The sequence below is a fragment of the Ruegeria sp. BB10 genome (assembly GCF_056535725.1).
The window spans coordinates 59,609-74,732 of sequence record NZ_JBQFIW010000004.1 but is presented as its reverse complement, the minus strand read 5'-3'; the positions used below and the strand labels follow the sequence as shown (position 1 = coordinate 74,732).

The 15,124-nt window shown below is 55.6% G+C and carries 13 protein-coding genes; 6 read left to right on the top strand and 7 right to left on the bottom strand.

Annotated features, from left to right (window positions below; translation table 11 throughout):
* The first annotated feature begins 117 nt into the window (after positions 1 to 117).
* Together ACR3EP_RS21670 and ACR3EP_RS21665 are read left to right on the top strand one after the other, a co-directional pair.
* A complete protein-coding gene (locus tag ACR3EP_RS21670; protein ID WP_480639420.1) occupies positions 118 to 1,095 on the top strand; it encodes an NAD(P)-binding protein in 978 nt (325 codons plus the stop codon).
* Positions 1,049 to 1,606: a hypothetical protein gene (locus ACR3EP_RS21665; RefSeq protein WP_480639419.1), complete on the top strand. Its 558-nt coding sequence runs from the start codon at positions 1,049 to 1,051 to the stop codon at positions 1,604 to 1,606. The genes ACR3EP_RS21670 and ACR3EP_RS21665 overlap by 47 nt, the downstream gene beginning before the upstream one ends.
* Here ACR3EP_RS21665 and ACR3EP_RS21660 read toward each other — a convergent pair.
* Genes ACR3EP_RS21660 through ACR3EP_RS21650 form a run of 3 tightly spaced genes read right to left on the bottom strand, consistent with a single transcriptional unit; the run spans position 1,531 to position 5,179 of the window.
* Positions 1,531 to 2,679 carry a glycosyltransferase family 2 protein gene (locus ACR3EP_RS21660; RefSeq protein ID WP_480639418.1) on the bottom strand — a complete coding sequence of 383 codons (1,149 nt, stop codon included), beginning with the start codon at positions 2,677 to 2,679 and terminating at the stop codon, positions 1,531 to 1,533. The two genes, ACR3EP_RS21665 and ACR3EP_RS21660, sit on opposite strands and share 76 nt — an antisense overlap.
* On the bottom strand, positions 2,676 to 4,160 hold the full coding sequence (locus ACR3EP_RS21655; RefSeq protein WP_480639417.1) for a hypothetical protein: 1,485 nt from the start codon (positions 4,158 to 4,160) through the stop codon (positions 2,676 to 2,678). The genes ACR3EP_RS21660 and ACR3EP_RS21655 overlap by 4 nt, the downstream gene beginning before the upstream one ends.
* Positions 4,157 to 5,179, bottom strand: coding sequence for a UDP-glucuronic acid decarboxylase family protein (locus ACR3EP_RS21650; RefSeq protein ID WP_480639416.1), 1,023 nt, complete (start codon positions 5,177 to 5,179; stop codon positions 4,157 to 4,159). Before ACR3EP_RS21650 ends, ACR3EP_RS21655 begins: the two co-directional genes overlap by 4 nt.
* Positions 5,180 to 5,848: 669 nt before the next feature.
* Between ACR3EP_RS21650 and ACR3EP_RS21645 the strand changes: the two genes are divergently transcribed.
* Positions 5,849 to 6,376, top strand: coding sequence for a VPLPA-CTERM sorting domain-containing protein (locus ACR3EP_RS21645; RefSeq protein WP_480639415.1), 528 nt, complete (start codon positions 5,849 to 5,851; stop codon positions 6,374 to 6,376).
* A 69-nt stretch (positions 6,377 to 6,445) separates the two neighbouring features.
* Here the strand turns inward: ACR3EP_RS21645 and ACR3EP_RS21640 are convergent, their stop codons facing one another.
* Genes ACR3EP_RS21640 through ACR3EP_RS21625 form a run of 4 tightly spaced genes read right to left on the bottom strand, consistent with a single transcriptional unit; the run spans position 6,446 to position 10,654 of the window.
* Positions 6,446 to 7,330, bottom strand: a complete 885-nt coding sequence (locus ACR3EP_RS21640) for a glycosyltransferase family 2 protein (protein ID WP_480639414.1) — start codon at positions 7,328 to 7,330, stop codon at positions 6,446 to 6,448.
* Positions 7,314 to 8,135 (bottom strand): CpsD/CapB family tyrosine-protein kinase, encoded by an 822-nt coding sequence (locus ACR3EP_RS21635; RefSeq protein WP_480639413.1) that lies wholly within the window; start codon positions 8,133 to 8,135, stop codon positions 7,314 to 7,316. Before ACR3EP_RS21635 ends, ACR3EP_RS21640 begins: the two co-directional genes overlap by 17 nt.
* Positions 8,136 to 8,175: 40 nt before the next feature.
* Positions 8,176 to 9,717 (bottom strand): GumC family protein, encoded by a 1,542-nt coding sequence (locus ACR3EP_RS21630; RefSeq protein ID WP_480639412.1) that lies wholly within the window; start codon positions 9,715 to 9,717, stop codon positions 8,176 to 8,178.
* Position 9,718: 1 nt separating this feature from the next.
* Positions 9,719 to 10,654, bottom strand: coding sequence for an ExeA family protein (locus ACR3EP_RS21625; RefSeq protein WP_480639411.1), 936 nt, complete (start codon positions 10,652 to 10,654; stop codon positions 9,719 to 9,721).
* A gap of 518 nt (positions 10,655 to 11,172) precedes the next feature.
* Here ACR3EP_RS21625 and ACR3EP_RS21620 point away from each other — a divergent pair.
* From ACR3EP_RS21620 to ACR3EP_RS21610, 3 genes are all read left to right on the top strand, one after another.
* Positions 11,173 to 11,862, top strand: a complete 690-nt coding sequence (locus tag ACR3EP_RS21620; protein WP_480639410.1) for a sugar transferase — start codon at positions 11,173 to 11,175, stop codon at positions 11,860 to 11,862.
* A gap of 69 nt (positions 11,863 to 11,931) precedes the next feature.
* Complete coding sequence (locus tag ACR3EP_RS21615; protein WP_480639409.1) at positions 11,932 to 14,394, top strand: tetratricopeptide repeat protein; 2,463 nt, start codon at positions 11,932 to 11,934, stop codon at positions 14,392 to 14,394.
* Positions 14,395 to 14,512: 118 nt separating this feature from the next.
* Complete coding sequence (locus tag ACR3EP_RS21610; protein WP_480639408.1) at positions 14,513 to 15,121, top strand: polysaccharide biosynthesis/export family protein; 609 nt, start codon at positions 14,513 to 14,515, stop codon at positions 15,119 to 15,121.
* The last annotated feature ends 3 nt before the right edge of the window (positions 15,122 to 15,124 follow it).

Genomic DNA, 15,124 nt, shown 5'->3' with positions numbered 1-15,124 from the left:
TGGGTCTGGTTATGGCAAGCAAGGGTTCATTTCGGGGGCGTTAACATGATTTTGTTGTGAAAATGAGGTATCCTCCTGTAGCGTTACGGCAGTGGTATTAGTGCGGATGTTGGTGATTTGAAAAAAGATATTGTTCCCGTTGTTGTCATTGGTGGGGGTCCTGCGGGACTGACCGCAGCCTATGAACTTCAAAAGCTGAGCGACACGCATGTGCCCCAGGTCTTTGAGGCGTCGGACATGGTTGGCGGCATCTCACGAACCGAAACGCATAAAGGGTATCGCTTTGACATAGGAGGCCACCGGTTCTTCACCAAAGTCGGCGAAGTCGAAGACATGTGGCATGAGGTGATGGGCGATGATTTCATCACCGTGCAGCGCATGAGCCGCATCTTCTATCGCGGTGATTTCTACGATTATCCCCTGCGTATCTTCAACGCGCTGGGAAATATCGGCCCTTATGAAACCTACAAGATTATCGGCAGCTTCATCAAATGGAAGCTGCGCCCACGCCAGCAGGAAGAAACGTTCGAAGACTGGGTCGTGAACCGTTTCGGCGGCCGACTTTATATGCACTTTTTCTACAGCTACACGAAAAAGGTCTGGGGGATTTCGCCGTCTGAAATTCGGGCTGACTGGGCAGCGCAGAGGATCAAAAATCTGTCCCTGCCCAAAGCCGTCTGGAATGCCATCTCAGGTGCCAATGATACCGCCAGTCTGATCGAAGAGTTCCAATATCCGCGCCTCGGGCCGGGCATGATGTGGGAAAAGACCCGCGATCTGATCACAGAAAAGGGCGGCGCCGTTCAGATGCAGTCCGAGGTCGTGAAGGTCAATCGGGATGGCAACCGCGTCACGTCTATCGATGTGCGCCAGTGGGATAAGGAAAACGGTGCAAGCGAGAGAACCGAACGGGTCGAAGGCGAACATTTCATCAATTCAATGGCTGTCCGTGATCTGATCCATGCGTTCGATCCACCTCCGCCGCCCGAAGTTGTTGCGGCTGCTGACCGGCTGAAATACCGTGACTTCCTGATTGTCACTTCTGGTGTTGGACCACCCCGATCCCTTCCCGGACAATTGGATCTACATTCATAGTCCGACGGTGAAAGTCGGGCGTATTCAAAACTTCCGGGCCTGGTCCAAGGAAATGTTGCCCAATCAGGACACGGCATCGATCGGGATGGAATATTTCTGTCAAAAGGGCGACGGGTTGTGGTCCTCTTCGGATGAAGACCTGCGCAAGCTGGCCAGCGAAGAGCTTGAAAAGCTGAGCCTGGCCAAAGCCAAAGACGTGATCGACTATGCGATTATCCGTCAGCCCAAGGCCTATCCGGTTTACGACAGCGAATACAAAGAAGCGCTCGATACGATCAGCGACTGGCTCAAGACGCTTGAGAACTTCCAGACCGTCGGGCGCAACGGCCTGCACCGCTACAACAACCAGGATCACTCAATGCTGTCTGCGATGTATGCCGCACGCAATATCATGGGTGCTGATCTGGATGTGTGGGACGTCAATGTCGACCGCTCCTACCATGAGGAATTCGAAGCGGAGCCGAAAAAGAAACTCTTCAAGAGTGATCTCGGCAATCGAGCTGCGCTCTGATTAACCTGCGCTTTTGACGCCGGGCAGAATGACACGAAACACGTGCTAGTTCCGACGCACGTGCAACTTCTGTCTCTCTGACCCAACACATGGTACTCGAACAGGCACCAAGCATAGATGCTGGCCGAATAGATGTAATAGAACTGGTGATATAGCAGGCATTTGACCGCGAACCAAACGCCGCCATGGGCGGCCATTTCCCGAAGCAAGTCACGGTTGGCCCAAAACGCCAGCCCCAGCAGCAGCAGCGGCACAGGCCACCAGCCGGGCTGGATCAACAGCGCCAGTATCGACAAGAGCAACAACCCCGCCAACCCGGCCCGCACCCGCTCGGCACCAGAGGTATTCAGATCGTCGGTCAGCCCCTCGCGTGAGATCATCAGACGGGCCCAGGGCAGCGCGCGGCAAAAGATATCGGTACTCAGGCTGTTGCGCATCGTCCAGACTTTCAGGTGTTTTCCTTGAAGCCGGGGTTCCACGACGATCCGACGTCCCGTTTCGGCGATGCGGTAGCCCAGTTCGATGTCCTCGATTGACGGCACCTCATAGGTTTTGATGTCAAACCCGCCCACCTCGCGGAATACGTCAGCACGAATTGCGCCACAGCCGGCCCAGAAGGTGCACGCATCACGCTTGGCACGTTGATGGTGATAACGGTGCAGCAAGTTTTTATAGCGGGAAAACCATGCCTGCCCGTCCGGGGCATCATCATAGGACCCAAAGACTGCGGCTACGTTATCTTCGGACATCGCACTGCGGATATGTTCCGGCCCGTCAGGCCATGCAATCACATCCGAGTCGACAAACCACAAAACCTCTCCGACGGCATGTTCGGCTGCCAGATTGCGTGCCGCACCGGGGCCCCCGTTCACGGGTGTTGTCAGGACCTGGGCACCCATCTTCCTGGCCAAATCAGCGGTGCCATCGGGGGACTGGTCATCCACCACCAGAACCTCACTGACGTCCCCGGCCTCCAGCATCGCAATCAACGGCGGCAACACACGCGGCAACAGATGCTCGGCGTTATATGCGGGCATAACCACACTGATCGAAAGTGTCTGGTCCTGAGTCATGACTCCCCTCCGGAAACGGATTGCATTCGCAGGTGCGGTAAAGAAAGAACAAGGAAGGTGGCTGCAAAGGGCAAAAGCCACATCACCCGCGCACCATAGCGATCGGCGGGTTGTGAAACACCGCCGCAGACCAGAGCGTTCACCGCAATCCCGATCAGCAGAAACAGAGCGAACAGCTTCAGCTCGCCGGGCAGGCTGCGTGGCCAACCCAAAAGCAGGACAATGATCCCAAAAGAAATCAGGTAGATAATCCCATGTACCGTGTCGATCCGCTCGATCCAGGCCCGGCTTGTGGCCAGTCGCCCACCCTGCAGATCGTGCCGACCCTCATTCAACCCAGAGAGCTGACGGGCGTTATCCATCATTTGTTCGGTCGGGATCGTCATCTGGATGCTATAGCGCATCACTTGGTGAAAAGCGTTCTCGGCAAAGGCGAAAGAGGTTCCAAACGGTCGGGACATAAGAACACGGACAAAGAAATCGCGCTGCGCCAGGGCGACAAGCCGCTGATCCTCGGGTGTCATCAGACGAAATGACCCAAGCTGCGGGGACCGCTCGAAAATAATATGGGACACTGTCATGCGATAGGGATCATCAGACCAGGACAAGGCTTCGTGCAACGCGCAAGTCGGTTCCTTTTGATCCGGGCAGGTTGCGTTCAGATAGTCCAGTCCGGGGCCGTCCACAATCAGCCGGGCCGTGATATGCGGCGTGTAGGTGACCTCTTTGTTCGCGACGCTTTCCGCAGCGAATTCGAAAACCCTGCGTTCGGCCAAAGCGACAACAACAACCACGATCAACAAGATTGATGCGCGCCACCGGGCCGGGGTCCGCTGAAACAAGGCCGCAAAAAAAACGACAGGAACCATCAGACCCGCAATAGCCATGTGCGACGGGTGCACAACCACAGCCAAAGCTGCCAGAGCAAAGGCAAGCGCAAGTTCCGGGGCTGTCATTTTCCGGCCGAAGGCGGCCAGGGCCGCAATCGCAATCAACAGAACCGGAGCAAAAATATCCGGCATCACATAGGCGATATAAAACGGCAGAGAGGTCGCCGCAGCAGCCAGCAGCGGTACAGCCAGCAGCGCAACTGTGTTTGGCGGTGGGTCCAGATACCGCCGGGCGGCGCTGACCGCCACCCCAGCGGCGAGAAGGGTCATCACCAGGTGCAACACCGCTATGCCCGGTATAAACCCTGCCCGGACAAACAGGGCGACGATCACCCCGTATATTAAAGATCGCGATCCGCTGGTTGTGTCATCGTCGTCGGCGCCACTGTGTTCTGCATCGCCCCCTTCCGTGTCGGCAGGCGCAGGCAAAATCATATCCAGTGCCACATTCCCCTGAAAAATGTAGCTGCCGGTGTCGTAATAATAGAGAGGCCCGCGGTTGATCATCAGCACTGCCAGGCAAAGCATCGCGGTCATAACCAGCAGCAGAACCGGCCAGAGCCGTCCGCGGCGCGCGCTTGGCATAGTCATCCTATTTCCGCAGCACCCTGCGTTGCTGCGATGATCTTTCTGAAATAGGAGATCGTGGTTTCCAGCCCTTGTTCCAGCGGAACTTGCGGCGCCCAGCCCAGCAACTGTCCTGCCCGTGTGATATCGGGCTGGCGCTGGATCGGGTCGTCCTGCGGCAGGGGCTCAAACACCAGCTCCGAAGATGAGCCGGTCATTCGGATCACGGCCTCGGCCAGTTCGCGGATACGCAATTCAACCGGATTGCCCAGATTGATCGGGCCGGTCACATCTTCTGACGAACCCATGAGACGGATCAGGCCGTCGATCAGATCGGAAACGAAACAGAACGACCGGGTCTGGCTTCCGTCGCCATAGATTGTGATCGGCTTGCCGGCCAGCGCCTGCATGATGAAATTCGAAACCACGCGCCCGTCGTCGGGATGCATGTTCGGCCCATAGGTGTTGAAGATCCGCGCGACTTTGATCGGCAAATTGTGTTGCCGGTAATAGTCGAAGAACAACGTTTCGGCACAGCGCTTGCCTTCGTCATAGCAGGAACGGAAACCGATCGGATTGACATTCCCCCAGTAATCCTCGGTCTGAGGGTGCACGGTAGGATCACCGTAAACCTCGGATGTCGAAGCTTGTAAAATCTTCGCGTTGAGCCGCTTGGCCAGCCCCAGCATATTGATTGCACCATGCACCGAAGTCTTGGTGGTCTGCACCGGGTCGTGCTGATAGTGAAATGGTGAGGCCGGGCAAGCCAGATTGTAGATTTCGTCCACTTCGACGTAGAGCGGAAAAGTCACGTCATGCCGCAGGATTTCAAACCGCGGGTTGCTGAGCAAAGGGCGCAGGTTTGAGCGCCGTCCGGTAAAGAAATTGTCGACGCACAAAACCTCGTGGCCTTGCGCCAATAGGGCGGCACACAGATGCGAACCCAAAAAGCCGGCCCCACCTGTGACCAGAATGCGCTTTGCGCTCAGGTGCAACAGATCATCGGGATCATATCCATCTTGCGGAAAATCGGATGTGTTCATCGGTGCTCCCAGCGGGTTGTGGTCCGCCGGATATCCGGGGAAAACCGTTTCATAGTTCTAATTGCCCAAACATATCGTCAAAGTCGTCAATTGATGGCAGAATACCCCTCCACACCGGCACTCTAATCCACGTCATATTTCACTGGCTCAATCTACACAAAATTTCAGAAGCGACGAAGAACAATTGTGCCGGAATGTCCTGTGTCCCTTCATGCCGGGCCGTATATTCTGTGCGCTCAATACGATGTTGAACCGGATATATTCCGTCTTGCGGACATCTCTTTTCAGGCGATTCAATTTCGCATGACGCCTCCCTTCAATCCTATAGAAACAGTCAAAACATGTGCTGAGACGGGCCATCAGAACATGCAGTGATGGACCAGCCGGTGTTACCGCAAATGCCGCCATTCATGCAAAGCGGCTGCGCTCGGCTTTCGGCTTGTGCTGGATTTTATGCGCCTTTCCCATTGTTCGCAGTTCGGGCACAAAAGGGTGTTTTCATTCCCTTTGATCCAATTTGCCGCCTTGCGGCCCCAAATAGAGCACATTTCTGACAAAGTCTGCTTTGCACATTTTCCCGATTTCGGCTAACCTTATTGGATGTGTTCCAGGTCAGATTAGGGATCTGGTGTGGTGAAATGTGTATCTTGCCAGGTGGGTTGAGTTCGGATGATCAGGATTTTGAGAACAATTGTACCAGCGATTTTCGCTATGGTAATTATGACCGGTTCGGCCAGTGCGGTGACCTCTGTCGTCGCGGGTGGATCCTACGACATTACATCCGACACGCTGTTCACTGGGCAAGTCGATGCCACGGGTGGCCCTGGCTCTTATTTGGTGAATTTCACATCTCCGTCCAGCCCGGTCTTCAGTACGGCAAACGCAGCTATTACGGTCGGCATTTTGGGTACGTTTACCAACTTGACGGTCGCGTGGTACGATGCCGCAACAAACACTCTTTTGAATTCGACGCCTATGCTGGCGGGTATTACCACGCTGAATACCATCTTCCTGAGCAATCATGATCGTTTGGGTCAGGACCTGGTGTTTAATTGGGACAATTCGACTGCTTCAACGAATAACGGCCCGATCTCGTTCGTCTTTGATGTTGCACCGGTGCCGCTGCCTGCGGGCGGTTTTCTGTTGCTTACAGCGCTTGGTGGTTTGGTATTAGCGCGTCGGCGTAAGACCGCCTGATACAGATCCAACAAGGCGATCCCGATCATAGGAAAGAGGCCGATCACGGCCTCTTTTTTGTTGCGCGGGTCAGATTGACCTTCCCGACGCCTGACGCAACATCCAGGTCATCCGCAAACATCTGAGCCGGAACAGCGTCGCGATGGCCCGCATACGTTCGCCAGCCGAGGCCAGTTTGCCGCTTTTAAGGACCTTCGGAGTATGCACCACCGCGCTGGCCGGCATCGCCAATGCCCTGAGAGCCCATCTCAGGCGCCTGACCGGGCTGGTGCCGTTCAACTGAAAACCTTCGCGCGTGGTGCGGTGCCATTTTGCCCGCAAGGCGTTCCAATCCTGCCGCGACGGGTGGCTTACGCGCAGGCGATCCTCGTAGATCAGGTCGTACCCGTGCGCCACCGCACGCATCGTCCATTCCCGGTCTTCCGATACGCCATTGATGAAACCACCGATCTCTTCAAAAATATCACGCCGTGTCAGCAGATTACCCGAGCCGGAAAACCCCTGAACTTCGATATACTGGCGAAAATTGAAGGCAAAGACGGCTTCGAATGCTTCTGCACCGCTGCGCGGCGGGGGTGTTTCGTCAAAAACATCTACGCGGCCGCCAATCAAATCTGCCCTTGCGGCGATCTCGCGCCCGACAGTCAGCCAGTCCCGAGACGGAACACAATCGGCATCGATGAAAAACAGGCGCGGAGCCACCGTTTCAAACACCCCCCTGTTGCGCGCCGCCGCCGCGCCTTTCTCGTCTTCGACCACGAACCGGACGGTTGGAAACGCGTGGCGCAGCGCCTCAAGCGAAACCGGGGATTTGTTGTCGACGACGACGATCTCTGTATCCGTCAGATCATTCTGCATCAGTTCCCGCAGGCACCGCTCCAGACGCAGAAGGTCATTATAATGCGGGATAATAACGGCAATCGCGGGCGTCGGTTCCTTAATAGCCGTACTCATAACCAAAAACCCCGCTGGAATAGCGGCATTTATTCAGGACAATTCCCATCACGCTGGTCAATTCGGTCAGTTGCCGTTCCGCAAGATCGATACGATCAAGTGTGGTCTTCTCGGCTTCGACCAAAAGCAACGCGCAGTCGACGTTCTTCAAAAACCCGTGGCTGTCATCGCTGGACATCAACGGCGGTGTATCAAACAAGATGACATCCGGCTGATATACGGCTTCGATCTGTTCGAGCAGTTCGATAGCTTGGCTGCTTTGCAGAATTTCCGCCGGATTGCGTGTTGGGGCGTGGTTCAGCCCGAAAATCACATTCTCGCCATGCCGCACGGCGTGTTCGTGAAAAGGAACCGTGCCCTGGATCACATCCGCCATGTTGTATTGACCGGTCTGCTTCAGGATTTTTCCCAGCCCCATGCGGCGCAGATCAAAATCCAGCACGACTGTCCGCAGTTCTGATTGTCGACCCAGGCTGAACGCCAGATTGGCCGTCGATGTGCTCTTGCCGCTGTCGCTATAGGGCGAGGTCAACGCCACGCGCCGCCAGCCATTGGCCGTAACCTGCTGCAGAACCTTTGTGCGCAGCATGTCATAGGGCGCGGCGTCGACCCCGCCCGAATAGGACATCAGGCGCTGGCGCGCCACTGTCGTGCGGTCAAGTTTGATTTCGGGGAGCGAGGTCCAGACCTCATCGCTCGGGACCGGGACGGGCTGTGGGTCCGGGGCGGTATGATCAGGGATCTCTTGCTGGCGGCTGGCCCGCTCGACCCGCGCCTTTTTAATCGCCTGCTGAAGTCGGTCCATTACACACACTCCGAAACAAAACCGATGCAGATGGCCCGCATCACCAATACACCTCCAACTTGTCCATCACCCGCCCAACAAGCAGATCAAGCGGCTGATAATACGTATGGATCGCCCAGACCCCGGCGGGCACACCGACAAGGATTGCCAGCACCACAATGACCCAGATGGTCCGCCGTGTGATCACTTCGCCTTTCGACGGCACATAGGGGATGGTTGCGATCGGCCAGACCTCAAGCTTTTTGACCAGGTCTTCGGGACGGCGGGGGGCCCGGTTCAGCATCTCGAGCAAGAGAACCAGCCCAAGCCCCGCAGCGATGCCAAACAGAGTCCCGCCGCCTGCGATCATGACCCGGTCGGGCTTGGCCGGAGAGGGCGGAACGGTTGGCTGTTCAAGCACGGAAATACGCTGCCCCTGCGACGTTACCTCAATGCGCTCGCCGGTCGAAGCTGTCGCCAAACGGCCCACGGCTGAATTGTACTGCATCTGGATGTTGTCGTGGTCACGCTGCAACTCGGCCAGTGTGATGGCATTGGCGGGGGTCTGTTCGATCGTGAGGGTCAGTTTGGCCAACCGATCCTCAAGCCCGGCTTTCTGATCCTCCAGGGCTTCGATCTGACTGTCTATCTGCGCCAGTTGCAGATCCAGAGTAGAATTGCCCGTCTGGTTGGCCGCCTGACTTGCACTTGCGGCCTGCTCGGCCGAGACCACCTGTTCCAGCTTTTCGATCCGCGCGCGCAGCAACCGAATTCTCGGGTTGTTCTCGGAATAGATCACAGACTCGTTGTTAAGCTGCGTCTGCAGCTGATCCAACTGCCGCTGTGCCGGTGTCAGATTCTGTTGTGCAATCCCGACCACCTGTCCGGTCGAGCTGTAGATTGAAATCAGGTTTTCGCGTTGATTCCGAAGGGAAAAAATCTGCCGATCCGTTTGTTCCAGATTGGCTTGCAATGCCCCCTGCTGTGCCTGCCGGAATTGCAGACTGCCTGGCAGAGCATCTGCATTTTTCTCCTGAAACGCTAAGATACGGGTTGCGCGTGTATCCAGCTCATTGCTCAGACGATCGACTTCCTGTTCAAAGAACGCCAGTGTGTCGGTCGCTCGCCCTTTGCGGTAATCCACATCCAGTTTTAAAATTTCCGTCAGGTATTCATTCAATACACCCGCCGCAATCTGTCCGGTCCGGGCCTGAAAATTAACCGTCATCAGGCTGGCCTGATTGCGCCCGGCGCTGATCCAGATCCGCGTCTGATTGCGCAAGGCATTCACGATCTGATCGGGGCTTGCTTCGGATTGATCCGGCAGCACCTCGAATTTGCTGGCAATGTCCAGCAGCACGGGGCGCGTCAACAGGCGCTGTTCAACGATCTGAAGTTGTTCCTGTGCTGGCGTCGTCACCGTGCTTGAGGCCAGATTGGTCGGAATCTGGGGGGATTCCATGATCAGCCGCATCTGCGCCTCATATGTGGGGGGCAATGTCAGGGCGACGATGATCGACACGGCTGAAATGGCAGTGGCAACGATCAGGAAATAAGGCAGCCGTCTCAGGAAAATGGAAATGTAGAAACGCACTTCTCCCATGTCAGATTTTCATCCTCTTTTCCAGAGAATTGCCGCCAAAGAACACCCCGTCGTCAATCACCTGCTCAACAACCGCCTTTCCCACTTCATGCACATCATTTGTCCATGCATACAGCAGTGCAAAGTCACAGAACTGGTTCACCAGGCGCGGTACCCCTCGGGTCTGCTCATAAACCATCTGGCATGCAGCATCAGAAAATTCACTGCCTTTCCCACCGGCAGTCTTGAGCCTGTGAGAAATGTATTTCCTCACCATATCTTCATCCATGCGCTCAAGATGAAAACTCGCGGCGACCCGCTGGGTCAACTGCCGCATCTTGGGATCCAGGATCAAATCGCGCAGTTCGGGCTGTCCCACCAGGACCAACTGGATCAGCTCGTCGGTGTTGGCGTTGATGTTGGTCAGCATCCGCACCTCTTCGAGCCCTTCAAACGTCAGGTTCTGAGCCTCGTCGAAGATCAGGATCACACGGCGGCCCTGGGCGTATTCAGCCACCAGAAGATCTTGTAGCAGCCGGAACATTTTTACGTGGCTTGAGCCATCCTCGACTGCGACCCCCAAGGCATTCAGAACCCATTGCAGAAGTTCCCCGCGCCCACCTTGAGCATTCGAAATCAGGCCAACCGTAATGGTTTCTTCCAGCTCACTCAGAAGATGCTGAACAAGGGTTGTCTTGCCGGCTCCGATTTCACCAGTCAGAAGAGTGATCGGGGCGCAGGTCATGACACCAAACTGCAAAACCGAATAACCGCGCTTGTGCAAAGGCGACCAATACATAAAACCTGGATCCGGAAGAAGGGTGAATGGCCGCCGGTCAAACCCGAAAAAATCCAGGTAAAAGGAATCATTGGAGGCTATAGTGCCGTGGGAATCTTCCACCTTCTCAAATCCAGACTCGACTTGGCGGGGGTCGATGAAACTAGAACCCTGAACCACCGGTAAATCCTTACACTATGTAACTGACTTTGCAACGCAGGGATAATATCACAATTCTTTCCGACAACACGTCAACTCAAGCAGCACGATTGTCATTGTACGTGAAACTATTGTCACTTTTTCCAGCTTCAATGAAGTCCGTTACAGTTTTTTGTTTCGACCCACATCACAATGTAGCAATTGAGGGCCAACCGAACATAGTCCCCCCGCCCACGTAAAGAGTCGGCTTTCAACGCTGTGCTCAAACGATAGTCAAAAATACGGCGGGCTTAGAATTGTGCCCAAAATAGACACAAAAAGCAAGCGATTGAGCGGGAGAAACTGCAACCAAGGATAGAATGTCTCGCTTTAATAGCGACTTATACGGCCTCAGGGCAAACGGTCATATCATTATCATTTTGCGTTTCGAAAAGAGTTTGTTAACAATTAGGCGCTTTCCGGGCATTGCCGCATGGTTAGCCGCAAGATTGTTCTGAATTACCAAAAAGTAAATTTGTGTATGAGTGTGGGAGTTAACAGTGACAGTTCATTCGAAGGAGGTCGTCAACGCTAACGTTGGCTACTCTTCAAAGTCTGCAGTACCGGTGGTTTCCAGTTTTCCGACAGCATACAGGAGTTTTGGCAAACGGCTTGGCGACATTATTTTCGTTTTGCTGGCCGCCCCCATCGTCGTGCCGCTGACACTGATATTTGCGGTAATGCTGAAGTGCCAAGGCGTAACGCCTTTTTATCGCCAACCCCGCGTGGGCCAGGACGGTAAAATCTTTTATCTGCTCAAGTTGCGCACGATGGTCCACGATGCGGAGACGGTACTTGAACGCTATCTGTCGGACCATCCCGAAGCCCGCGAAGAATGGGAGCACAACCAGAAGCTCCGCCATGATCCCCGCATCATCAAAGGGGGGCAGTTTCTGCGCAAGTCTTCGATGGATGAGTTGCCACAATTCTGGAATGTCCTGATGGGCGACATGTCCCTGATCGGTCCTCGACCGATGATGATCGCCCAGCAAAAGCTCTATCCCAGCAACACCTACTACCGGATGCGCCCAGGTATTTCGGGCCTGTGGCAGGTTTCCAAGCGAAACAGCTCCACCTTTGCTGAACGGGCAATGCATGACAACGACTACTGGCGCAGCATGTCTTTCACCACAGATGTTATCATTCTGGTGCGCACCATATTCGTCGTCTTGCGCGGCACTGGTTGTTGACACACGCCGTTCAGCATCCTCTGATTGCATGAAAGACCTGAACGACCGTTCATCACGGAAGGGGTAGCATTGAGCCGGACCCGTTTTCTTCATCTCGTGCGGTGTATCGCATTTTCCCTGACGATCGCCGCCTTGGTGGCTGCCTGCGATTCAGCCGAGGAACGGGCCGAGGCGCATTTCCAAGCCGGTATGGCCCTGCTGAGCGAGGGCGATGTCGAACGGGCGATGATCGAGTTTCGCAATGTCTTCAAGTTGAATGGCAGCCACAAGCAAGCACGCCTGACTTACGCCAGACTGGAGCGGGAACGGGGCAATGTCTCGGCTTCTTATGGTCAGTATCTCCGCCTCATTGAACAATATCCGGACAATCTTGAAGGTCGGCGGGCGCTGGCCGAAATGGCTCTTGAAACCGGGAACTGGGAAGAGCTGCAGCGCCACGGAGATTTCGCCGCGAGTCTGGCACCGGAAGATTTGAGCATTCAGTCGCTCAACAATGCGCTGATCTATGCAAACTCGATCAGGTCTGCCGATCAGGTCGCCACGACAGCAGCCGTTCATGCCGCGCGCGATCTGATCGCCTCGGACCCGGAACTGATGACGGCCAGACAGGTGTTGGTTGACCATCTGGTCCGCAATGAAGAATGGGAAGACGCACTTGGCGCAGTCGACGCAGCACTGGCGGTCGATCCGGGTCAGACCCAGCTTTATGTCGTTCGCCTGGGCGTCCTGAACGAGCTGGACTGGCCAGCCGAAAAGGAAGCCCAGCTCAGGCAGATGGTCGATCTCTTCCCCGAAGATGAAGGCGTGCAGCAAATGCTGCTGCAACACTACATCGAGTATCGGGATTTGCAGGCCGCGGAAGAATTCCTGCGCGCAGCCCTGGCGCCCGATTCCGAAGACCCCATGCCGGTACAGCGGCTTGCCGCATTCCTGAACGACTATCGCGGCCCAGCCGCCTCGATTTCCGAAATGGACAGGATCATAGCCCAGGGCGGCCCGAATATGACCCGGTTCAGGGCAATACGTGCCGTCTTGAAGTTTCAGGCCGGAGAGACCGAAACAGCAATCGCTGAGATGCAGGCTCTGCTCGAAAGCTCGGAACGCAATGCAGATACCCGTGCAATTGAGGTGGAATTCGCCCGGATTCTGGTTCAGGCCGGAAATCCGGCGACCGCGCGTGCCCTGATCGAAACCATTCTGGCCGAGGACCCCACCCAGGTCGAAGCTCTGAAATTTAAAGGCGCATGGCTTATTGACGAAGATGAGATCGGCGAGGCCATCATCCAGCTGCGCGAGGCACTTGGGCAGGCCCCGCGCGATCCGCAATTGATGACTCTGATGGCCCGGGCGCACGAGCGCAACGGTGATCAGGAGCTGATGGGTGAGATGCTCGCACTGGCGGTTGAGGTCTCGCTCAAGGCGCCGGACGAAACCCTGCGTTACGTCCAGTATCTGGTCTCAAAAGGGGATCTGACGATTGCCGAAAGCGTTCTGGAAGAAGCCCGGCGCCTGGCACCCGGCAATCTGGAATTGCTGACGGCAATGGGGCAGCTCTATCTGCAAACGGAAAACTGGAGCGGGCTCGAAACGATCATCCGCATGGTCAGCGATTTCGAGGACCTGACCGCCCAGGGTACGGCCCACCAGTTACGGGCGGCAATGCTGAGCGCACAGCAACGTACAGACGACCTGACCGCCTTTCTGGCACAGCTGACGCGTGCCCCCGATTTCAGCCTGCCTGCCGAAATCGCACTGGTCCGCACAATGCTGAGCCGCAATGACATCGCCGGCGCAAACGCCCGCATTGACCAACTGCTTGCCGAGACACCCGGGTCGCTCCCCCTGCAGTTTGTCAAAGCCCACCTGCTGACCAGCAGCCAAAACTACGACGAAGCCGAAGTGCTCTATCGTTCAATATTGGAAAAACGCCCGGATCTGGCGACGGTCTGGATGGCCTTGCACAGCCTTCAGCTTAACCGTGGCACGCCTGAGGCGGCACAGGCCGTTTTGCAGGACGCCCTGATCGCTGTGCCGACCGACGGCAATCTGCTGATGCTACAGGCGGCAAGCTATGAACGCGCCGGGGATCTGGATGCAGCCATCGGCGTGTACGAAACGCTCTATGACGGCATCAGTCGCGCGCAGGTCGTGGCCAATAATCTGGCCAGCCTGCTGAGCACCCACCGCACCGATGACGAGAGCTTGCAGCGCGCTGTTGTTCTGGCCCGGCGTCTGCGCGGCACACGCGTGCCTGCCTTTCAGGATACCTATGGCTGGATTGCCTATCGGACCGGGAACTACAAAGAAGCCCTGCAATATCTAGAGTCAGCAGCGTCAGAAATGCCCAATCAACCGCTGGTACTGTATCATCTGGGTAAAACTTATGTCGCACTCGATCGTAAGCACGACGCCATGCGCGCTTATAAAGCCGCCCATGAGAACACCAAAAGCACCGCCATATCCCCGGAATTCGTCGCGGTCCTTTTGTCAGAAATCGAACAACTGGAGATGGCGCAGAATACAGGACAGTGACCTAATGAAAAACGCAAAACGCCCGCTGCAAAAGTGCCGCAGGTTATAAAAATCGGAAAAGCTGTGGATTGTTTTGCATATTTAAAGGCAACATAAATAAACGAAAGACGAGTTGGACATGCATACAGTGATCAAATCATTTCTTATTTTTGTGGCCGCTGTGGTCGCGGCAACAGGCGCTTTTGCGCAAAGCTCCTATAGAATTCAGCCAGGAGATGCGCTGCAGGTTGAAGTTCTGGAAGATGCCAGTCTCAACCGAACTGTCCTGGTATTGCCAGACGGTTCGTTCAGCTTCCCGCTTATAGGTTCGGTGCAGGCTTCGGGACGCACGACAAATACAGTGCAATCTGCTCTGTCCTCTTCTCTGGCCCCGAACTTCAACACACCACCGACCGTTTTTGTGTCGATTGCTTCGCTGTCACAGGGAACCGGGACAGGAACCTCAAGCCAACAGACAGTAGATGTCTTTGTCATGGGCGAGGTCGCCGCACCCGGTAAGATCGCGACAGAGCCAGGGACAACCATTCTTCAAATTCTGGCCGAGGCCGGCGGCTTCACCAGGTTCGCAGCTCAAAAACGCGTCGAGTTGCGCCGCACAGACAAGAAATCAGGCGCAGTAAACAAGTTTCTCTATAACTATAAAGGCACGGGCGGTGGCATAAATGGCAGTACAGTTCTCAAATCCGGGGACGTTATCATCGTACCAGCCCGCCGTTTGTTCGAATAGGAG